20 protein-coding genes are annotated in these 18,755 nt (G+C 65.2%); 12 read left to right on the top strand and 8 right to left on the bottom strand.

Features of this window, described 5'->3' with window-relative positions; translation table 11 throughout:
* Positions 1-137 precede the first annotated feature (137 nt).
* The 10 genes from paaX (at position 138) to BM118_RS13915 (ending at position 8,871) form a co-directional block, all read left to right on the top strand.
* The gene (paaX, locus tag BM118_RS13870; protein ID WP_092186181.1) at positions 138-1,004 is read left to right on the top strand and encodes a phenylacetic acid degradation operon negative regulatory protein PaaX; all 867 of its coding nucleotides are present in this window, start codon (positions 138-140) and stop codon (positions 1,002-1,004) included.
* 76 nt (positions 1,005-1,080) lie between these two features.
* Positions 1,081-2,073 carry a 1,2-phenylacetyl-CoA epoxidase subunit PaaA gene (gene paaA, locus BM118_RS13875; RefSeq protein WP_177234273.1) on the top strand — a complete coding sequence of 331 codons (993 nt, stop codon included), beginning with the start codon at positions 1,081-1,083 and terminating at the stop codon, positions 2,071-2,073.
* Positions 2,074-2,083: 10 nt separating this feature from the next.
* Positions 2,084-2,371 carry a 1,2-phenylacetyl-CoA epoxidase subunit PaaB gene (gene paaB / locus BM118_RS13880; RefSeq protein WP_092186062.1) on the top strand — a complete coding sequence of 96 codons (288 nt, stop codon included), beginning with the start codon at positions 2,084-2,086 and terminating at the stop codon, positions 2,369-2,371.
* Positions 2,371-3,147 carry a 1,2-phenylacetyl-CoA epoxidase subunit PaaC gene (gene paaC, locus BM118_RS13885; protein ID WP_177234274.1) on the top strand — a complete coding sequence of 259 codons (777 nt, stop codon included), beginning with the start codon at positions 2,371-2,373 and terminating at the stop codon, positions 3,145-3,147. The genes paaB and paaC overlap by 1 nt, the downstream gene beginning before the upstream one ends.
* Entirely contained in the window at positions 3,141-3,644 is a 504-nt protein-coding gene (paaD, locus tag BM118_RS13890; RefSeq protein ID WP_092186064.1) for a 1,2-phenylacetyl-CoA epoxidase subunit PaaD, read from the top strand. The genes paaC and paaD overlap by 7 nt, the downstream gene beginning before the upstream one ends.
* A 2-nt stretch (positions 3,645-3,646) precedes the next feature.
* Complete coding sequence (gene paaE, locus BM118_RS13895) at positions 3,647-4,729, top strand: 1,2-phenylacetyl-CoA epoxidase subunit PaaE (protein WP_177234275.1); 1,083 nt, start codon at positions 3,647-3,649, stop codon at positions 4,727-4,729.
* A 101-nt stretch (positions 4,730-4,830) separates the two neighbouring features.
* The gene (gene paaI, locus BM118_RS13900; protein ID WP_177234276.1) at positions 4,831-5,280 is read left to right on the top strand and encodes a hydroxyphenylacetyl-CoA thioesterase PaaI; all 450 of its coding nucleotides are present in this window, start codon (positions 4,831-4,833) and stop codon (positions 5,278-5,280) included.
* 32 nt (positions 5,281-5,312) lie between these two features.
* Positions 5,313-6,644 (top strand): phenylacetate--CoA ligase PaaK, encoded by a 1,332-nt coding sequence (gene paaK, locus BM118_RS13905; protein WP_177234277.1) that lies wholly within the window; start codon positions 5,313-5,315, stop codon positions 6,642-6,644.
* 52 nt (positions 6,645-6,696) lie between these two features.
* The gene (locus BM118_RS13910) at positions 6,697-7,701 is read left to right on the top strand and encodes a quinone oxidoreductase family protein (protein WP_092186182.1); all 1,005 of its coding nucleotides are present in this window, start codon (positions 6,697-6,699) and stop codon (positions 7,699-7,701) included.
* Between the two features lie 114 nt (positions 7,702-7,815).
* Positions 7,816-8,871: a YeeE/YedE family protein gene (locus BM118_RS13915; protein ID WP_092186068.1), complete on the top strand. Its 1,056-nt coding sequence runs from the start codon at positions 7,816-7,818 to the stop codon at positions 8,869-8,871.
* On the opposite strand, the gene BM118_RS13920 is transcribed toward BM118_RS13915, so the two are convergent.
* Positions 8,850-9,764: a DMT family transporter gene (locus BM118_RS13920; RefSeq protein WP_092186069.1), complete on the bottom strand. Its 915-nt coding sequence runs from the start codon at positions 9,762-9,764 to the stop codon at positions 8,850-8,852. The two genes, BM118_RS13915 and BM118_RS13920, sit on opposite strands and share 22 nt — an antisense overlap.
* A 101-nt stretch (positions 9,765-9,865) precedes the next feature.
* On the opposite strand from BM118_RS13920, the gene pdxR reads away from it, so the two are divergent.
* Positions 9,866-11,296 (top strand): MocR-like pyridoxine biosynthesis transcription factor PdxR, encoded by a 1,431-nt coding sequence (gene pdxR / locus BM118_RS13925; RefSeq protein WP_177234303.1) that lies wholly within the window; start codon positions 9,866-9,868, stop codon positions 11,294-11,296.
* Positions 11,297-11,357: 61 nt separating this feature from the next.
* Here the strand turns inward: pdxR and BM118_RS13930 are convergent, their stop codons facing one another.
* From BM118_RS13930 to BM118_RS13950, 5 genes are all read right to left on the bottom strand, one after another.
* On the bottom strand, positions 11,358-12,581 hold the full coding sequence (locus BM118_RS13930) for a bifunctional alpha/beta hydrolase/OsmC family protein (protein WP_092186071.1): 1,224 nt from the start codon (positions 12,579-12,581) through the stop codon (positions 11,358-11,360).
* 27 nt (positions 12,582-12,608) lie between these two features.
* Positions 12,609-13,271, bottom strand: a complete 663-nt coding sequence (locus BM118_RS13935) for a sulfite oxidase-like oxidoreductase (RefSeq protein ID WP_092186072.1) — start codon at positions 13,269-13,271, stop codon at positions 12,609-12,611.
* Positions 13,272-13,275: 4 nt separating this feature from the next.
* Positions 13,276-14,598, bottom strand: coding sequence for an MFS transporter (locus tag BM118_RS13940; RefSeq protein WP_092186073.1), 1,323 nt, complete (start codon positions 14,596-14,598; stop codon positions 13,276-13,278).
* A 34-nt stretch (positions 14,599-14,632) separates the two neighbouring features.
* Positions 14,633-15,853, bottom strand: coding sequence for a cytochrome P450 (locus BM118_RS13945; RefSeq protein ID WP_092186074.1), 1,221 nt, complete (start codon positions 15,851-15,853; stop codon positions 14,633-14,635).
* A gap of 66 nt (positions 15,854-15,919) precedes the next feature.
* Positions 15,920-16,129: a ferredoxin gene (locus BM118_RS13950; RefSeq protein WP_060911080.1), complete on the bottom strand. Its 210-nt coding sequence runs from the start codon at positions 16,127-16,129 to the stop codon at positions 15,920-15,922.
* A 146-nt stretch (positions 16,130-16,275) separates the two neighbouring features.
* Between BM118_RS13950 and BM118_RS13955 the strand changes: the two genes are divergently transcribed.
* Positions 16,276-16,923, top strand: coding sequence for a TetR/AcrR family transcriptional regulator (locus tag BM118_RS13955; RefSeq protein ID WP_092186075.1), 648 nt, complete (start codon positions 16,276-16,278; stop codon positions 16,921-16,923).
* Here the strand turns inward: BM118_RS13955 and BM118_RS13960 are convergent.
* Together BM118_RS13960 and BM118_RS13965 are read right to left on the bottom strand one after the other, a co-directional pair.
* The gene (locus tag BM118_RS13960) at positions 16,920-17,558 is read right to left on the bottom strand and encodes an aspartate/glutamate racemase family protein (protein WP_092186076.1); all 639 of its coding nucleotides are present in this window, start codon (positions 17,556-17,558) and stop codon (positions 16,920-16,922) included. The two genes, BM118_RS13955 and BM118_RS13960, sit on opposite strands and share 4 nt — an antisense overlap.
* 181 nt (positions 17,559-17,739) lie before the next feature.
* The gene (locus BM118_RS13965) at positions 17,740-18,753 is read right to left on the bottom strand and encodes an amino acid ABC transporter substrate-binding protein (RefSeq protein ID WP_092186077.1); all 1,014 of its coding nucleotides are present in this window, start codon (positions 18,751-18,753) and stop codon (positions 17,740-17,742) included.
* Positions 18,754-18,755: the final 2 nt, after the last annotated feature.

Here is an 18,755-nt window from a genome sequence, read left to right on the forward strand (position 1 = left end):
CTGACGCCGCACCAAAGCGATTAGACCTCATCCTGAGGAGGCGCGAAGCGCCGTCTCGAAGGATCGAGCCCGGCTCTCGCTTCCATTGTCGCGTCCGTCCATTGTCGCGCCTGCACCAAACGCGCTATGCCTCGCGCATGGCGCATCCGCTCTCCCGTATCATCGACCAGCTCAAGCGCGAGCCGTCGCGCACCGGCTCCATCGTCATCACCGTGTTCGGCGACGCGATCGTGCCGCGCGGCGGCTCGGTGTGGCTCGGCACGCTGCTGGAATTCTTCGAAAGCCTGGACATCGACAGCGGTGTGGTACGCACCGCGATGTCGCGCCTGGCAGCTGACGGCTGGCTGACGCGTGAAAAGGTCGGCCGCAACAGTTTCTATCGGCTCGCCGACAAGGGCCATCAGACCTTTGAGGCCGCGACGCGCCACATCTACGATCCGCCATCGTCGGACTGGACCGGGCGGTTCGAGTTGCTGCTGATCGGCAATGGCGAGGACCGCGACGCCTCGCGTGAGGCGCTGCGCAATGCCGGCTTCGGCAGTCCGCTGCCCGGCGTGTGGGTTGCGCCGTCGGGCGTGCCAGTGCCGGACGAGGCTGCGGGCGCTATCCGTCTTGAGGTCTCTGCCGAGGACGATAGCGGGCGCCGCCTGCTCAGCGCGAGCTGGCCGCTCGATCGCACCGCGGATGCCTATCTGAAGTTCATGAAGACGTTCGAGCCGCTGCGCGCCGCGATTGGCCGCGGAACGACTCTTTCCGACGCCGACGCCTTCACCGCCCGGATCCTGCTGATCCACCACTATCGCCGCGTCGTGCTGCGCGATCCGCTGCTGCCCGAGAGCCTGCTTCCCGCGGATTGGCCGGGCAGGGCCGCCCGCGCACTCTGCGGCGAGATCTATCGCGCACTGCTTGCTCCGTCCGAACAATGGCTTGATGGCCATGGAACCAATGAAAAAGGGCCATTGCCGGCGGCGCGAAAACTCCTGGAACGGAGGTTCGGCGCCTGATCCTTATGTTACAGAAATATCTTGCATGACGTAATTTATGTTATATATTGTCTCCCAATAAAACGGGAGGATGCGCATGTACACCCAGGCGCTGAACACGGCCGAGACCGAGGATCGCGGTCTTGAGGACGCGGCCAGGGCTGCGCAATTCCAGGCTCGCATCGATGCGGAGGAACGCATCGAGCCGAACGACTGGATGCCGGCGGCCTATCGCAAGACGCTCACCCGCCAGATCTCCCAGCACGCCCATTCCGAAATCGTCGGCATGCTGCCCGAAGGCAACTGGATCACGCGCGCGCCGACCTTGCGCCGCAAGGCTGCGCTGCTTGCCAAGGTGCAGGACGAGTGTGGCCACGGGCTCTATCTCTACGCCGCCGCCGAAACGCTTGGCACCTCGCGCGAGGAGCTGGTCGACGCCATGCTCGCCGGCAAGGCCAAGTACTCCTCCATCTTCAACTATCCGACGCTGACCTGGGCCGACATCGGCACCATCGGCTGGCTGGTTGACGGTGCTGCGATCATGAACCAGATCCCGCTGTGCCGCTGCTCCTACGGTCCATATGCGCGCGCGATGATCCGCGTCTGCAAGGAGGAGTCCTTCCACCAGCGCCAGGGCTACGAGATCATGCTGACGCTGTGCCGCGGCTCGGACGAGCAGAAGGCGATGGCGCAGGATGCGCTGAACCGCTGGTGGTGGCCGGTGCTGATGATGTTCGGCCCGCCCGATGCCACGAGCCAGCACAGCGACACCTCGACGAAGTGGAAGATCAAGCGCTTCTCCAATGACGAACTGCGCCAGAAGTTCGTCGATGCCACCGTGCCGCAGGCGCAATATCTCGGCCTCACCATTCCCGATCCCGGCATGACGCAGGATGCGGAGGGGCACTGGTGCTACAGCGAGATCGACTGGACCGAATTCAAGCAGGTGCTCGCCGGCAACGGCCCCTGCAACCGCGATCGCGTGGCGGCACGCCGCAAGGCGCACGACGAGGGTGCCTGGGTGCGCGAGGCGGCCGCCGCCTATGCCGCAAAGCGCTCGCGTCGTCAGACCGCGCAAGCAGCCGAATAGGGGGATCACGATGACCACGCCGAACACGCCGCTGTGGGAAGTCTTCATTCGCAGCCGCAACGGGCTCGCGCACAAGCATGTGGGATCGCTGCATGCCAGCGATGCCACCATGGCCCTTCAGGCCGCCCGCGACATCTACACTCGCCGCGGCGAGGGCCTTTCGATCTGGGTCGTGCCGTCCACCGCGATCACCGCGAGCGACCCCGCCGAGAAGGGCATGATGTTCGAGCCGGCGGAGTCGAAGATCTACCGGCATCCGACATTTTATGAGGTCCCCGAGGAAGTGGGGCATATGTGATGCCGGTCGCCAACACCCAGGTCTCCGAAACGCCGCTGGTGCTCTACGCCCTGCGCCGCGCCGACGATGCGCTGATCCTCGGTCATCGACTGTCGGAATGGTGTGGACATGCGCCGATGCTGGAAGAGGACATGGCGCTCTCCAACATCGCGCTGGACCTCATCGGCCAGGCACGCGAGCTCTACACCTATGCGGCCAAGGCCGAAGGCAAGGACAACGACGAGGACAAGCTCGCTTACCTGCGCGACATCAGGCAGTACCGCAATCTGCTGCTGGTCGAGCAGCCCAACGGCGACTTCGCCCAGACCCTGGTGCGTCAGTTCTTCTATTCGGCCTTCGCCGACCTCTACTGGCGCGCAATGATGGCCTCACGCGATGTGACGCTCGCCGCCATTGCTGCCAAGTCCGAAAAGGAGAGCGCCTACCATCTGCGGCATGCTTCGGAATGGATCATTCGGCTCGGCGACGGCACGGACGAGAGCCATCGACGAGCGCAAGCCGCGATTGACCATCTCTGGGCCTTCACCGGTGAGATGTTTGCCGTTGATGACGGCGAACGCGCTTTGATCCATGCGGGTGTCGCCATCGATCCGGGTGTCTTGCGCGGGCGTTGGCTGAAGATGCTCTCCGATGTCGTCGGCGAAGCCACGCTCACGCTGCCGCAGAACGACTGGATGCAGCAGGGCGGCCGCGTGGGCCGGCACAGCGAGCATCTCGGCCATCTCCTGTCGGAGCTGCAATCGATGCAGCGTACCTTCCCGGGGCAGACATGGTGACGGTGCTCGAGAGCGGTGCCGATCTGCGCCAGCGCGCCTGGGATGCCGCGGCGAGCGTCGTCGATCCGGAAATCCCGGTGCTGACGATCGCCGATCTCGGTGTGCTCCGCGATGTCGTGCTCGACGGGGACCATGTCGAGGTCGCGATCACCCCGACCTATTCGGGCTGCCCGGCCATGAACATGATCGCGCTCGAAATCGAGGTCGCGCTGGACCGCGCCGGCTTCCGCGGCTCAAAGGTACGCACGGTGCTGTCGCCGGCCTGGACCACCGACTGGATGAGCGAGGAGGGACGGCGGAAGCTGCGCGCCTACGGCATCGCGCCGCCGCAGGCCTCAAGCTCGCGCCGCGCGCTGTTCGGTGAGCAGTCTGTCGCGTGCCCGCAATGCGGCTCTGAGAAGACCGAGCTGTTGTCCGAATTCGGCTCGACCTCCTGCAAGGCGCTGTGGCGCTGCAAGGCCTGCCGCGAACCCTTCGATTACTTCAAGTGTCATTGACCATGTCAGCAGCCGCACCGCGTTTTCACCGCCTGGCCGTCAACGATCTCCGCCGCGAGGCCTCCGACGCCATCTCGATGACCTTCGCCATCCCAGGCGAGCTTGCCAGCGACTACGCCTTCACGCCCGGGCAGTACCTCACGCTCCGCACCATGCTGGACGGGGAAGAGGTGCGCCGCTCCTACTCGATCTGCTCAGGCCCCGACGATGGCGAGATCCGCATCGCGGTGAAGAAGGTCGATGGCGGCGCGTTTTCGAGCTGGGCCGCCGATGAACTCAAATGCGGCGACGAGCTCGACGTGATGACGCCGACCGGACGCTTCGGCGTGGTCGCGCCGGCCGATACGGGGCGGATTCATGTCGGCTTTGCCGCCGGCTCCGGCATCACGCCGATCCTGTCGATCGCCAAGGGCGTGCTCGCGCGCGAACCAGATAGCCGCTTCTTCCTGTTCTACGGCAACCGTGCGACCGACAACATCATGTTCCTCGAGGCACTCGAGGAGCTCAAGGACCGGTTCATCGACCGCCTCTCGATCTTCCACGTCATCTCCGGTGAGGAGCAGGACATCCCGATCCTGCATGGCCGGCTCGACGGCGACAAGGTGAGGGTGCTGCTGCGCTCGCTGGTGCCGGCGGCAAGCGTCGATCACGTCTTCATCTGCGGTCCGTCTGGCATGAGCGAGGACATCGAGGCGACCTGCCGCGATCTCGGCATCGCGGAGGAGCGCATCCACGTCGAGCGCTTCGTCTCGGAATTCGGCGGCAAGCCGCGGCCGAAGAAGGCCGTTGCGCCCGACGCGCCGCCGAAGGCGATCGCCTCGCTGATCATCGACGGCAAGCGACGCGACGTGCCGGTCGCCGAGGACGAGGCGATCCTCGATGCCGCGCTGCGCGCCGGCGTCGATCTGCCCTTCGCCTGCAAGGGCGGCATGTGCTCCACTTGCCGCGCCAAGCTGGTCGAGGGCGTGGCGCCGATGGACATCAACTATTCGCTGGAGCCGTGGGAGCTGAAGGCCGGCTTCGTCCTGACCTGCCAGGCCAAGCCATCGTCGGAGCGGGTCGTGGTCGACTATGACCATGTCTGATCAGGCGGATCAGTGCCCAAGAATGCAAATGCGTCGCATTATTTGACACCCTGAACCAACCAGCAGAACATCATGTGCAAGCAATTGGCCGGGAGAAGCGCGTGAACGTCAAAGCCGCCCTGTCGCCTGAGGATATTGCCCGCGCCTGCGCCGATGCGATGTGGGCGGAGGACGATGCCTCCAAAGGTCTCGGCATGGAGATCGTCGAGATCGGCCCGGGCTTCGCGACGCTGGCCATGACGGTGCGTCCGGACATGGTCAACGGTCAGCGCATCGCCCATGGCGGCTTCATCTTCACGCTCGCCGATTCCGCCTTTGCGTTTGCCTGCAACTCGCACAATGAGCGTGTGGTCGCGGCGCAGGGCCAGATCACCTTCATCAAGCCCGGCAAGCTCGGCGATCGGCTCATTGCGGAGGCGCGGGAGATCGGCCGCGGCGGCCGCTCGGGGATCTACGACGTGCGTGTCACCGCAGGCGACACCGTCATCGCGGAATTCCGCGGGCATTCGCGTGTCATTCCCGGCACGTGGCTGCCGGCACAAGACAAATAAAGAAAAGAACAGATCAATGTGGGGAAACGAGGATGGCTCTGACCAGGCTCAAGGAAGGTGGCACCACCTATAGTGCCGAGATGGACGCGCATGAGCGCGCCTCGCGCGACGAGATCATGGCGTTGCAGACGCAGCGGCTGGGCTGGTCGCTGAAGCACGCCTACGACAACGTCGCGCATTATCGCAAGGCCTTCGACAAGGCCGGCGTGCATCCGTCCGATTTTCGCGAGCTCTCCGATCTCGCGAAATTTCCGTTCACCGTGAAAACGGATTTGCGCGACAACTATCCTTTCAACATGTTCGCGGTGCCGCGCGAAAAACTGGCGCGCGTGCATGCCTCCTCCGGCACGACGGGTAAGCCGATCGTCGTCGGCTATACGCAACGCGACATCGACACCTGGTCGGAGGTGATGGCGCGTTCGATCCGCGCCGCGGGCGGCCGTACCGGCATGATCATCCACAACGCCTATGGCTACGGCCTCTTCACCGGCGGGCTCGGGGTGCACTACGGCGCCGAAAAGCTCGGCTGCACGGTGGTGCCGATCTCCGGCGGCATGACCGAGCGGCAGGTGCAGCTCATCAACGATTTCCGCCCCGACATCATCACGGTAACGCCGAGCTACATGCTGGCGATTCTCGACGAGTTCAAGCGCCAGAAGCTGGATCCCCGGCAGTGTTCGCTCAAGGTCGGCATTTTCGGGGCCGAGCCCTGGACCAATGCGATGCGCGGCGAGATCGAGGACGCCTTCGACATGGATGCGACCGACATCTACGGCCTGTCCGAGGTGATCGGCCCTGGCGTCGCGCAGGAGTGCATCGAGACCAAGGACGGCCTGCACATCTGGGAAGACCACTTCTATCCCGAAGTGATCGACCCCCAGACGGGCGCGGTGCTGCCGGATGGCGAGAAGGGCGAGCTGGTCTTCACCTCGCTCACCAAGGAAGCGTTCCCGGTGATCCGCTATCGCACCCGCGACCTGACGCGGCTGCTGCCGGGCACGGCCCGGCCGGGCATGCGGCGCATGGAGAAGGTGACGGGACGCTCGGACGACATGATCATCCTGCGCGGCGTCAACCTGTTCCCGACCCAGATCGAGGAGGTGCTGCTCGCCACCGACTGGTGCGGCGGCCACTTCATCCTCGAATTGACCCGCGAAGGCCGCATGGACGAGCTGACCATCATTGCCGAGGCGCGGCCCGAAAGCTGGGACGGCCGCGGTCTCGTCGACCATGCCGACCGGATCGCGACCCACATCAAGAACACGATCGGCATCAGCTCCAATGTGCGGGTGGTCGCGCCCGCCACGCTGGAGCGCTCGCTCGGCAAGGCCAGGCGCCTCTACGACAAGCGCCCGAAGGATTGACTTGACCACCCGTAAGGGCGACAAGGCCCGCGAGAAATCGCGGGTCTTTCCGATGTCACCAGCCGATACCAAAGCCGTCGAAGCGCGCTGCGTGCGCCTCAATGCCAAGGCCGAGAACGCGGCCGCGCTTGCGCCGGTTGTCGAGCGTCAGACGCTCACGCGCGGTCCAAACGATCTCCTGATCGAGGTGAAGGCCGCCGCCGTCAATCCGTCCGACGTCAAGGCCGCGACCGGGCTGATGCCCTATGCCGTATTCCCGCGCACGCCGGGCCGCGATTATGCCGGCGTGGTGATCGATGGTCCGGCCGGCACGATCGGCCGCGAAGTGTTCGGTTCCTCCGGTGATCTCGGCATCCGCCGCGACGGCACCCATGCCAGCCATCTCGTCGTCGAGCTTGATGCGGTGGTGGAGAAGCCGAAGACCGTCTCCTGGGAGGAGGCCGCTGGCATCGGCGTTCCCTTCGTCACCGCGATGGAAGGCTTTCGCCGCGCCGGCGTGCCGAAGGCCGGTGAGACCGTTCTGGTGTTCGGCGTCAACGGCAAGGTCGGCCAGGCCGCGGTGCAGATCGCGACGTGGCAGGGCGCGCGCGTCATCGGCGTAGTGCGCAGGGCGGAAGCCTATGATGGCCATGCCAACGCGTCCATCGATGTGATCGATGCCTCCGCGACCGATGTTGCCACGCGCGTGCGCGAAGTGACCGGCGGCAAGGGCGCCGACATCGTCTTCAATACGGTCGGCGACCCTTATTTCCAGGCCGCGCACAAGTCGCTCGCCTTGCGCGGCCGCCAGATCCTGATCGCCGCGATCGACCGCATCGTGCAATTCAACATCCTCGAATTCTACAGGGGCCAGCACACCTATGTCGGCATCGACACGCTCGGCCTGTCTTCGACGGCGACCGGCGCGGTGCTGCGCGACCTCGGCCCCGGTTTTGCGAGTGGTCACCTGAGACCGTTTCCGATCAAGGCGAATGCCGTCTATCCGCTGGAGCGCGCCAGGGAGGCGTATGTCGCGGTCGCCGGCTCTTCGCGCGACAGGGTAATCCTGCGGCCATGAAACTCGTCATTGCGAGCGCAGCGAAGCAATCCAGAAATGCATCCGCGGAGATGGGCTGGATTGTTTCGCTGCGCTCGCAATGACGGAGAATGACGAGAGATCTGAGAATAGCCGATGGAATCCGCCCAATTCGTCATCCTCGCCGGCCTCGTCATCGGGCTCATTTACGGCGCCGTTGGTCTGCTCAGCGGCTTCTGCCTGATGAGCAGCATGCGCGGATTCCTCGCCGAAGGAGACGGCCGGCTGGTGCGGTCCTATGCGCTGGCGATCGCTGTCGCGATCGCCGCGAGCCAGGTCCTGGCCGGCAGCGGTGCCGTCGATCTCGGCAAGTCGATCTACCTGCAACAATCCTTCTCGGCGCCGGTGCTGTTCCTCGGCGGCCTGCTGTTCGGCTACGGCATGGTGCTGTCGAACGGCTGCGGCTCGCGCGCGCTGGTGCTGCTCGGGCGCGGCAATCTCCGTTCCTTCGTCGTCGTGATCGTGCTCGCCATCGCGGCGCAAATGACGCTCAAGGGCCTGGTTGCACCCGCGCGCATCGCGCTGGTCCAGGCCTCGCAAGCCACGGTCAACACGAATTCGCTGCCGTCGCTGCTGGCGGCGCTCGGTCCCTCTGAAGCTCTCTCTCGCGCGATTGCCGCTGCCGGGATCGTCGTCGCCCTGATCCTGTTTGCCTTCGCAAACCCCGCGTTCCGCCGTTCGCCGGGCCAGATCGCGGCGGGCATCATCGTCGGTGTCCTCGTTGCGAGCGGCTGGTTCGTCACCGGCTATCTCGGCGCCGACGACTTCAATCCCGTCCCCGTGACCTCGCTCACCTTCATCGCGCCGATCGCAGATGCCTTGCAATATGCCATGCTCTCGACCGGTCTGACGCTGAATTTCGGCGTCGCGACGGTTGCCGGTGTCTTCGCCGGCAGTCTGGCGACGGCACTCGCTACGGGTCGCTTCAAGCTCGAAGGCTATTCATCGCCGCGCCACATGCTGCGCTCAGGCAGCGGCGCCGCGCTGATGGGCATCGGCGGCGTGATGGCGTTCGGCTGCTCGATCGGACAGGGGCTCACCGGCGTGTCGACGCTGGCGCTGGGCTCGTTCGTTGCGCTCGCCGGCATCCTGCTCGGCACGACGGCAGGCCTGCGCGGCGTGCTGCGCGTTCAACCTCTTGCGATGGCCTGACTACGCAGCAGGCGATCCCCGAGCGTTGCCAGGCCGATGCCGGCGACGATCAGTCCGGCCGCGACAGCAAGGCTCATGTCGATCGGTTCGCCCAGCAGGATCGCCGCACTGGCGATGCCGACGAGTGGTGTCGCCGTGGTGCCGAGCGATGTCGTCAGCGCCGAGATGCTCCTGTTGACCATCGACATCGCCCAATAGGCCAGCGCCGTCCCGATCAGCCCGGAATAGAGAAACAGGAGCACGAGCCTCCACGACCATTCTGCGTGTGGCAGGCCGTCCGTGATTGTCGCGCTGACAGTCAGGACGATCGTTGCGACGAGGACCTGCCAGATCAGCAGCTGGAGCGGGGAGGCGATCCAGCGATGCGCGCGGATATAGATGATGTTCGCGGCCCAGGAGATCGCGGCCAGGATGACCATGCCGGCGCCGAGCACGACGTTGGTATTGGTCCAGTCGATCGATGCCGGGTTCAGAATCACGGCAAGGCCGATCAACCCGAGCAGGGCGCCGGCGAGTTTTGGCGCGGTCAGTGTATCTTTCCCGAGCAGCGGCGCGGCGATCGCGACCCAGAGCGGCGTGGTGTAGCCGAGCACGATGGCCTTGCTCGCGGGCAGGAAGCGCACACCGGCCGCAACCAGGACCGAGAACACCGTCATGTGCAGCAGCGCGACGCTCAGGACCACAGGAATGTCGCGCCGCTCCGGGATCACCAGATTGTTGCTCAGTCCGAGGATCACGAACAATCCAGCCAGCGCGATCCAGCTCCGGATCGCTGAAGTCCACAATGGCGGAAGGAACTGGACGAGCTGTTTCGTCACCGACCAGTTCACACCCCAGGCCAGCACGACGATGAGGAACAGGCCGACGGCCGCACGGGGTGACAGGGAGTTCATCTCGGAGGTCCTTGAAGCAGTCCGGCCTGGCGGATAGCATCCGGGCTGGCACCAGCAAAAGTGCCAGATCGTGAAGGAATAAGGTGCCAGTTGCAGAAGAGATGATCGCCGGCCTGATCGAGCTGAAGCGGACCGGCGAGGAAGGGCTGATGGCTCAACTGACGAGCCAGCTCAGGGAGCTGATCGGAAGCGGCCGCATCGGCAGGGGCCGCGTGCTGCCGTCGAGCCGGCAGCTTGCGAGCGATCTCGGCGTCTCCCGCAACACCGTGACCTATGCGTTCGAGCAGCTTGCCGCCGAAGGATATCTGGCTGCGTCGCACGGGCGGCGCCCGGTCGTGACGGTCGATGGCGGTGAGCGGATCGAAGCAGTCGGCGCCGCGACTTCACGTGTCCGCGCCGGCACGCCGCGCCTCTCTCCCTGGGCCTCAAAGCTCAAACAGGCGGACTGGCCGATGTCCTATCTGGCGCCGCTGAAACCCCTGCGGCCGGGGCATGGCGATTTCAGGGAGTTTCCGAACGAGGTCTGGGCCCGCTGCCTGCGCCGCAGCGCCGTGCGTGCGGCCAGGCGCGAGCTCGGCCCCGTCAACCGGCCGCGCCTGCGCGAGGCGCTGGCGCATTACCTGGCGACCAGCAGAGGCGTTCGCGCCACGGCAGACCAGATCATGATCCTGCCGAGCGCGCAGGCCGCGCTCACCTTGATCGCGGCGGCCGTGATCACGCAAGGCGACGAGGTCTGGGTCGAGGATCCCGGCTATCCCGGCGCCGCGGCTGCCTTTCGTGCCTCCGGCGCGCGCGTAACCGGCATCAGGCTGGACGAGCAGGGCATGCAGCGGATGCCGGGAATTGCGGCTCCAACGCTGATCTTCATGACGCCATCGCACCAGCATCCGACCGGCCGTTTGATGTCGCTGGCCCGTCGCACCGAATTCCTGGGCATGAGCAAGCCCGGCAAGACCTGGATCGTGGAGGACGACTACGACGGCGAATTCCACTATGACAGCCGGCCGGTGCCGGCGTTGCAGGGGCTCGATACCCATGGCCGCGTTTTCTATGTCGGCACGTTCTCGAAGGCGATGACCTCGGATATCCGGCTCGGCTATCTCGTCGTGCCGCCGGCGCTGGTCAGCACCCTGGAGATCGCGCAGCGGCATATCGGACTGATCGCCGCCAGCCATGTCCAGGAAGCGCTGGCCGAGTTCATTGCCGACGGGCATTTCCTCGCGCATCTGCGCCGGATGCGCCGGCTCTATCACGCGCGCCGCGATCATCTCGTCGAGGGACTGGCGCGCCATCTCGGCGAGGTGCTCACGGTCGAAGTGCCGTCGGGCGGCATCCAGCTCGTCGCGCGTCTCAAGCGCGGTCGCGCTGATCAGGCCGCGGTCAAGCGGCTGGTCGAAGCGGGGGTCGAGACGCGCGCCTTGTCCAGCCTTGCGCTCGGCCGGCCGCGCGACCACGGCCTGCTGCTCGGCTTTGCGGCATGGCGCGAGAACGAGATCAGCGCCGCCCTGCGGACGATGGCATCGTGCTTCTAGAGCATGATCCGGAAAAGTGTGAAGCGGTTCTCCGAAAAGATCATGCTCAACCAATAAGGCGCTAGTCCACGGCCTTGGTCACGATGCGGATCTCCGAGGTCAGCGTGCGATGCACCGGGCACTTGTCGGCGATCTCCATCAGCTTCCTGCGCTGCTCGGCATCGAGCGCGCCGTCCATCGTGATGTCGCGCTCGATCCGGTCGAGCATGCCCTCGCGCGTCTCGCATTCCGCGCAGTCATTGGCGTAGATCTTGGAATGTTTCAGCGTGACCGTGACGCGCTCCAGCGGCAGCGACTTGCGATCGGCATAGAGGCGCATGGTCATGGAGGTGCAGGCCCCTAAGCCTGCGAGCAGGAAGTCATAGGGGCCGGGCCCGGCATCCTCGCCGCCGGCGGCGACCGGCTCGTCCGCCACCAGATGATGCGGCCCGACGGTGATGATCTGGTTGAACTTGCTCTTGCGGGTCTCCTGCACCACCACCTTGCGCGGCTCCTCGACGAGATCCATCGCTTTGGCGGGCTTTGCGGCATCGATGTAGCGGCTTGCCCAGGCCGCGATCATGTCGGCCGCATAGAGAGCGTCGGTCGGCCTGGTGAGGAGATGATCGGCGTGGTCGAGCGAGACGAAGCTCTTGGAATGCCTGGCCGCGACGAAGATCTTGGTCGCATTGTCGATGCCCACGGTGTCGTCGACCGGCGAGTGCATCACCAGCAGCGCCTTGTGCAGGCCGGTGACGTCCTTCATCAGCTCATGCTCGGCGATGTCTTCGAGGAATTCGCGCTTGATGCGGAATGGACGCCCGGCAAGCGACACTTCGATCTCGCCCTGCGCGCGGATCGCGTCGACATGCTCCCTGAACAGGCCGGTGACGTGGGCGGGGTCGGATGGCGCAGCAATGGTCGCCACCGCTTTCGCCTCGGGAACTTTGCTGGCCGCGGCGAGGATCGCAGCGCCGCCGAGGCTATGGCCGATCAGGATCGAGGGCGCCTTGCGCGTCGAACGCAGATGATCGGCCGCGCGCACGAGATCGGCGACGTTCGAGGAGAACGTCGAATTGGCGAAATCACCCTCACTGGAGCCGAGGCCGGTGAAGTCGAAGCGCAGCACCGCGATGCCCTTGGCGGCGAGCGCGACCGAGATGCGTTTGGCCGCCAGCGTGTCCTTGCCGCAGGTGAAGCAGTGCGCAAACAGCGCGAAAGCCGCGGGTTCGCCGTCCGGCAGCTCCAGCGCGGCCGCGAGCTGATGGCCGCCTTCGCCAGTGAATTGAAAGCGTTCCGTCGGCATGGGCTTCCCCCGTCTCCTGTTTGAACCTTAATCGCCTGAATAGCGCTGCTCGGCCCAGGGATCGCCGCGGTTATGATAGCTGCGGACTTCCCAGAAACCCGGCGCGTCGTCGGTCAGGAATTCGATCGCCTGGAGCCATTTGGCGCTCTTCCAGAAATACAGATGCGGCACGACCAGCCGGACCGGGCCGCCATGCTCCTCCGTCAGTGGCCGGCCGGACCAGCTATGGGCGAGCAGGGCGTCCTCGGCGGCAAAGTCGTCCAGCGCGAGGTTGGTGGTGTAGCCGTCATAGGAATGCAGCACGACGAAGCGCGCATCCTCGCGCGGCCGGCAGGCGGCGAGCAACTCGCGCGTGGCGAGCCCCTCCCACTCATTGTCGTAGCGCGACCAGGTCGTCACGCAGTGGATGTCGGAGGTGAACTGGGCCTGCTTCTGTGCAGTGAACTCGGCGAAGGTCCAGAACACGGGATGTTCGATCGCGCCGTACACGTCGAGCCGCCAGCGCTCACGCGAGACCGGTGGCACGACTCCGAGGTCGAGCACCGGCCAGTCCTTGGTGATGTGCTGGCCCGGCGGCAGCCTTTGATCTTCCGGACGCGTGATCTTGCCCGTGAGGAAGCGGCCCTCGCGCGCCCACTTCTCCTTGGTGCGCGTCAGCTTGCTGTCGGGCGGCTCGTTGTCGTCGGCCATCAGCTTACTCGTGGCGATGCATGGCGGAGGCGTGCTTGGTGTCGCGCATGGTGGAATAGATGATCAGCGACAGGCAGATGACGCCGCTGAGGTAGAAGTAGAACCATTCCTCGTGACCGATGCTCTTGAAGTAGAGCGCGATCGCCGGTGCCGTGCCGCCGAAGATCGAGACGGTGATGGCATAGGGCAGGCCGACGCCGAGCGCGCGGACATTGGTCGGGAACAGCTCGGCCTTCACCACCGCGTTGATCGAGGTGTAGCCGGCGACGAACAGCCAGGCACAGCAGATCAGGATGAACGCCATGAAGGGCGACTTCGTCTCCTTCAGCGTCATCAGCAGCGGCACGGTCGCCAGCGTGCCGGCGACACCGAAGAAGATCAGCAGCGGCTTGCGGCCGATCTTGTCGGAGATCGCGCCGTAGATCGGCTGCAGGATGGTCGCGAAGATCAGCGTGCCGAAGATCACGAAGGTGGTCTGGTCTTCGGTCAGCCCGACCGAGAGTTTTACGAACGTCTGCATGTAGGTGGTGAAGGTGTAGAACGCGGCGGTGCCGCCCGCGGTCAGGCCGACCACCAGCAAAAGCTCGCGTGGGTAACGCAGCAAATTGGTGATCGAGCCGGTCGGCTTCACCACTTTCTTGGCTTCCTCGAAGGCCTCAGTCTCGTGCAGATTGCGCCGCATCACCGCGGCGAAGATCGCGAGCGCCGCGCCGATCGCAAACGGGATACGCCAGCCCCAGGCCTTCAGCTCTTCGGGCGTCAGGAAGACCTTTTGCAGGAGCAGCAGCACGATGATCGCCGTGAGCTGGCCGCCAATCAAGGTCACATATTGGAAACTCGAATAGAAGCCGCGGTGTTTGGGATCAGCGACTTCGCTCAGATAAGTGGCGCTGGCGCCATATTCGCCGCCGAGGCTCAGGCCCTCGATCACGCGGGCCAGCGCCAGGATCACCGGCGCCGCAAAGCCGATCGTCGCATAGGTCGGCGTCAGTGCAATGATCAGCGAGCCGAAGCACATGAAGACGACGGATAGCGTCAGCGAGATACGCCGGCCGTAATGGTCGGCAAGGTAGCCGAAGAACCAGCCGCCCAGGGGCCGCATCAGGAAGGTCGCCGCGAATACGACGGCGACATTCAATTGCTGCACGACCGGGTCATTGCCGGGGAAGAAGGCCGGGGCGAAGTAGAGCGCGAATGCCGTATAGGCGTAGAAGTCGTACCACTCGACGAGATTGCCGATCGAGCCGATCAAGATCGCCTTGATCCGCCGCTCGGCGTCGGCGATGTCAATGTGGTCGGAGGCCGGTTGGGTTGCTTGCTCAGTCACGTCCGGCCTCTCTCCGTATCTCTGTTGGAAAGGCCTACATCGCCTTTCCGAGCAGAAATGGCAACTGGCGGGGGCCTCTCACCGTGCCCTGCGACCAGGTCACGGTGCCTGCCGGATCAAGCCGGAAGTCCGGAATGCGCTTCAGCCATTCCTCCAGCGCAACCTGCATCTCCATGCGCGCAAGGTTGGAACCGACGCAGCGGTGAATGCCGAGGCCGAAGGCGGCGTGGCGGTTTTCGCGGCGGTCGATCACGACTTTGTCAGCGTCCGGAAACATCTTCGGGTCCCGATTTGCGGCCGGGAAGGACAGCAGCACCATGTTGCCCGCCTTGACCGGGCAGCCCGAGATCGTGGTCTCCTTGACCACCTCGCGGGCCATGGTCACTGGCGAATAGGCGCGCAGCAGCTCCTCGACCGCCGTCGGGATCAGGGCTGGCTCGGCGATCAGCCGCTCGCGGTCGGCGGGCGTCCTCGCGAGATGCCAGAGCGAGGAGCCGATTGCGCTCCAGGTGGTGTCGATGCCGGCGATCAGGAGCAGGCGCAGCGATCCCAGCACGTGGGACTCTTCCAGCGGCTGGCCTTCCTTGTCCTTGGCGTTCATCAGATAGGAGATGAGATCGTTGGTCGGCTTCGATCTACGCACCTCTATATGCGTCCTGAAATAGGCGCTCATCTCCTGCACGGCCTGGAGCAGCTTGGTCTCGTCCTTGATGCCGAGCTCGAGGATCATGTGGATCCAGTTGATGAAGAGATCGCTGTCGCTCTCGGGGATGCCGAGCATGTGCGCGATGGCCTGGACCGGGATATATTTGCTGTAGCGCGCGGCCGCGTCGACCTTGCCGTCGGCGATGAACCCGTCGATCAGCTCGTTGCAGATCGCGCGCATCCGCGGTTCCAGCTTCTTCATCGCATCCGGCGTGAACGGCGGCAGCAGCAACTGCTTGGCCGGCTTGTGCACGGGAGGATCGGAGGTGATCGGCGGGGCCGCATTCCGGGAAATCTCCGGCCGGACGTCGCGGACGATGATGCGGCGCGAGGAGAAATGCTCGGAGTCGTTGGCGATCTCGCGCACCGCCTCGTAGGTCGTCGGCATGTAGCAGCCGAGGAATCGCTCGGTGTGCACGACCGGGCTCGCGGCGCGCAGCTCATCCCAGATCGGAAACGGATCGTCCGTCCATTGCGGATCGGTGTGGTCGAAATCGTTGACCCAGTCGATGACGGGCGGATGGGCGACGGGCTGGCTGACGTCGGACATGTCAGGGGAATCCTCGGGCTGGTGGTCGCTGGAAGTACGCGCACGCGGGCACACAGGAAGCCCGCGCTACTCCTCGATCACATCGATTGCGATTTCCGGACAATTGGATTTGGCAAGCCAGGCCTTGTCTTCAAGCCCCGGCGGGACAGTGCCATCGCCGGCTTCATGCGCGTTGCCGTATTCGTCGAGCTCGAACAGCTCCGGCGCCAGCGCCTTGCAGCGCGCATGGCCCTGGCATTTGTCGGGATCGACGTGAACCTTCAGTCGCTCTGTCATGGCGGCTTCCTTGGTCGTATGCGCGGCGCCCGAAGGACGGCGCGTTCCTCTCATGGGCGGCATTTGCCGTTTGTTCTAAGTTATACGCTATTACATTCGCGGCGGGCTTCCCCTGTCAAGCGCAAACTTATAGGCTTCGCCGTAACATGCGTTCACAACTCGCCCGCAAGCCCGAGAACACCTACCACCATGGCGATCTCCGTGACGCCCTGATCAAGGCCGCGTTGCGCGAGGCGGAGCAGGGCGGCGCCGAGGCGATCAGCATCAAGGCGCTGGCAAAGCTCCTCGGCGTCTCGCAACCGGCGCCCTACCGGCATTTCGCCGACCGCGAGGCGCTGCTGGCGGCAGTGACGGCGGAGGCGTTCCGGCAGCTCAGCGCGATCCTGCGCGAGGCGATGGCAAAGCCGTCCAAGCAATCGAAACTGTCGCGGCTGGCGCAGGCAACACTCGACTTCGGCCTGCGCCGCAACGGCATCTATCGCCTGATGTTCGCCTCGCGCACCGTGTCGTGCGCGGCCAAGGGCAGTGAGCTGCACGCGGCCACGCGCGAGACGTTTTCGCTCGTGATCGAAGCCCTGGAAGTGCCTGCCGTCGGCTATTTGCGCGAACGGCAAGCGCTCAAGATCTGGGCGGCCGTGCATGGTGTGGTGATGCTGGCGGAGCAGGGCCTGTTCACCGGCGAGTCGGCGCATGCCACGCGCGAGGAGCTGGTCGAGGATTTCGTCGACGAAACGAAGGCTGCGCTCGCGGCGGCGATCAAGGGCGCACGGCGTCGGGGAAAGCCCGGCGTCTAGCTCCTTGCTGCGAGCAGCCTCATCAGCTTCTCGACGGCGCTATCCGGCGTGGTGACGACGGGACGCCCGGTGGCTTCTGCGACCAGCGGCGCAGTCGCCGCGATGCTGAACTGCGCCAGCGCAATGACGTCACAATCGCGCAAGTCGCGCGAAGCTTCCGTGATCAACCGGTCATGCGTGGCGCGGTCGCCGCGGTCGAGCGCCGCGAGTGCGCCTTCGGCGAGTTTCGGGACGACCTGGACGGAGCTGGGAAACTCCGGCGGCATCGAGGCCAGCGTCGGCGCAAAGGTCGAGAGCAGGCCGATGCGCTTGCCCATCGTCACCGCCCGTTCGATCATGGCCTCGTTCGGCTTGAGCACCGGCATCGGCGCATGCGCGTGCGCCACCGCCTCGATGCAGGGACCGAAGGCCGAGCAGGTGAACAGGATCGCATTCGCGCCCGTCGCGGCGGCGTAGTCGCCGAGCGCCAGGAAGCGCTCGGTCATGGTGTCGTTGAGCGCACCGTCGCGCGCCAGGTCCGCCGACAGGCTGTCGTCGAGCAGGTTCATCAGCCGCGCCTCTGGCCACGCTTTTGCGAACGCGGCCTCGATCGGGGCGATGGAATGCTTGAGAGCGTGGATGAGGGCGATGCGCATGGGACGTCTCTTCTCCCTCGCCCCGCTTGCGGGGCCGCGACGAGCTTCGCTCGCGCTGAGAGGTTGGGGTGGGGGGATTCTCCGCGAGGACGGTGAGAGTTGGGCTCGCGGAGACTCCCCCTCACCCGGATTACTGTGCAATCCGACCTCTCCCCGCACGCAGGGAGAGGTGAAACACCGTCTACTTGAACGGCACGGCGTACATCAAGCCGCCCTTGTTCCAGAGGCCGTTGAGGCCGCGGTCGAGCTTGAGCGGGCTCGCCTTGCCGACATTGCGTTCGTAGATCTCGCCGTAATTGCCGGTGGCCTTGATCGCCGTGACCAGCCATTTGTTGTCGAGCCCCAGCCGCGAGCCGAGATCGCCGGAGGCCCCTAACAGCCGCTGGATCGCCGGCGTCTGCGACTTCGCCATCTCATCGACATTGGCCTGGGTGACGCCGAGTTCCTCGGCCTCGATCAGCCCGTAATGCAGCCAGGTGATGATGTCGCTCCAGACCTCGTCGCCGTTGCGGGTGAAGGGCCCGAGCGGCTCCTTGCTGATGGTCTGCGGCAGCACGACGTAGTCGGCCGGGTTGGGCGCTGCGGTCGTCACCGCGCCGGCAAGCGCGGAAGCATCCTGGGTCATGGCATCGCAGCGGCCGCCGAAGAAGGTCTGGTACATGGTGTCGACGCGGTCGAACACCAGCGGCTTCCAGTCGATGCCGTTGGCGCGGCCGTAGTCGCCGAGCGTAACCTCGTGCGTGGTACCCTGCGCGACACAGACGGTGGCGCCCTTGAGATCCTTGATGTCCTTCACGCCAAGATCCTTCTTCACGACAAAGCCCTGGCCGTCGTAGAAGTTGATCGGGCCCTGGCGCAGGCCGAGCGTCACGCCGCGCAAATAGGTCTGCGTCGAGTTGCGGTAGAGCACGTCGATCTCGCCCGATTGCAGCGCGGTGAAGCGATTCTGCGCCGTCAGCGAGACGTAACGCACCTTGCTGGCATCGCCCAGCACGCCGGCCGCGAGCGCGCGGCAATAGTCGACGTCGAGGCCCTTGTAGTTGCCTTGCGAGTCCGGCGCCGAGAAACCGGCAAAGCCTGCGCTGACGCCGCACACCAGCGTGCCGCGGCTCTTCACCGTGTCGAGCGTCGCCGCCTGCGCGACCACCGCCGACGCCGCGAGCACGGCCGCTACGATAACCACTTTCCTCATCATGC

Origin of the sequence: Bradyrhizobium sp. cf659 (genome assembly GCF_900113725.1) — a bacterium.
Taxonomy (GTDB): Bacteria; Pseudomonadota; Alphaproteobacteria; order Rhizobiales; family Xanthobacteraceae; genus Bradyrhizobium.

Excerpts from the sequence above, each read along its gene's own strand:
- BM118_RS13965 (WP_092186077.1), bottom strand. The coding sequence starts at position 18,753 with ATGATGAGGAAAGTGGTTATCGTAGCGGCCGTGCTCGCGGCGTCGGCG.
- BM118_RS13910 (WP_092186182.1), top strand. The coding sequence starts at position 6,697 with ATGTCACCAGCCGATACCAAAGCCGTCGAAGCGCGCTGCGTGCGCCTC.
- paaB (WP_092186062.1), top strand. The coding sequence starts at position 2,084 with ATGACCACGCCGAACACGCCGCTGTGGGAAGTCTTCATTCGCAGCCGC.
- BM118_RS13915 (WP_092186068.1), top strand. The coding sequence starts at position 7,816 with ATGGAATCCGCCCAATTCGTCATCCTCGCCGGCCTCGTCATCGGGCTC.
- paaX (WP_092186181.1), top strand. The coding sequence starts at position 138 with ATGGCGCATCCGCTCTCCCGTATCATCGACCAGCTCAAGCGCGAGCCG.
- paaA (WP_177234273.1), top strand. The coding sequence starts at position 1,081 with ATGTACACCCAGGCGCTGAACACGGCCGAGACCGAGGATCGCGGTCTT.
- BM118_RS13920 (WP_092186069.1), bottom strand. The coding sequence starts at position 9,764 with ATGAACTCCCTGTCACCCCGTGCGGCCGTCGGCCTGTTCCTCATCGTC.
- paaE (WP_177234275.1), top strand. The coding sequence starts at position 3,647 with ATGTCAGCAGCCGCACCGCGTTTTCACCGCCTGGCCGTCAACGATCTC.
- pdxR (WP_177234303.1), top strand. The coding sequence starts at position 9,866 with ATGATCGCCGGCCTGATCGAGCTGAAGCGGACCGGCGAGGAAGGGCTG.
- BM118_RS13930 (WP_092186071.1), bottom strand. The coding sequence starts at position 12,581 with ATGCCGACGGAACGCTTTCAATTCACTGGCGAAGGCGGCCATCAGCTC.
- BM118_RS13960 (WP_092186076.1), bottom strand. The coding sequence starts at position 17,558 with ATGCGCATCGCCCTCATCCACGCTCTCAAGCATTCCATCGCCCCGATC.
- paaK (WP_177234277.1), top strand. The coding sequence starts at position 5,313 with ATGGCTCTGACCAGGCTCAAGGAAGGTGGCACCACCTATAGTGCCGAG.
- BM118_RS13955 (WP_092186075.1), top strand. The coding sequence starts at position 16,276 with ATGCGTTCACAACTCGCCCGCAAGCCCGAGAACACCTACCACCATGGC.
- paaD (WP_092186064.1), top strand. The coding sequence starts at position 3,141 with ATGGTGACGGTGCTCGAGAGCGGTGCCGATCTGCGCCAGCGCGCCTGG.
- paaC (WP_177234274.1), top strand. The coding sequence starts at position 2,371 with ATGCCGGTCGCCAACACCCAGGTCTCCGAAACGCCGCTGGTGCTCTAC.
- BM118_RS13935 (WP_092186072.1), bottom strand. The coding sequence starts at position 13,271 with ATGGCCGACGACAACGAGCCGCCCGACAGCAAGCTGACGCGCACCAAG.
- BM118_RS13945 (WP_092186074.1), bottom strand. The coding sequence starts at position 15,853 with ATGTCCGACGTCAGCCAGCCCGTCGCCCATCCGCCCGTCATCGACTGG.
- BM118_RS13950 (WP_060911080.1), bottom strand. The coding sequence starts at position 16,129 with ATGACAGAGCGACTGAAGGTTCACGTCGATCCCGACAAATGCCAGGGC.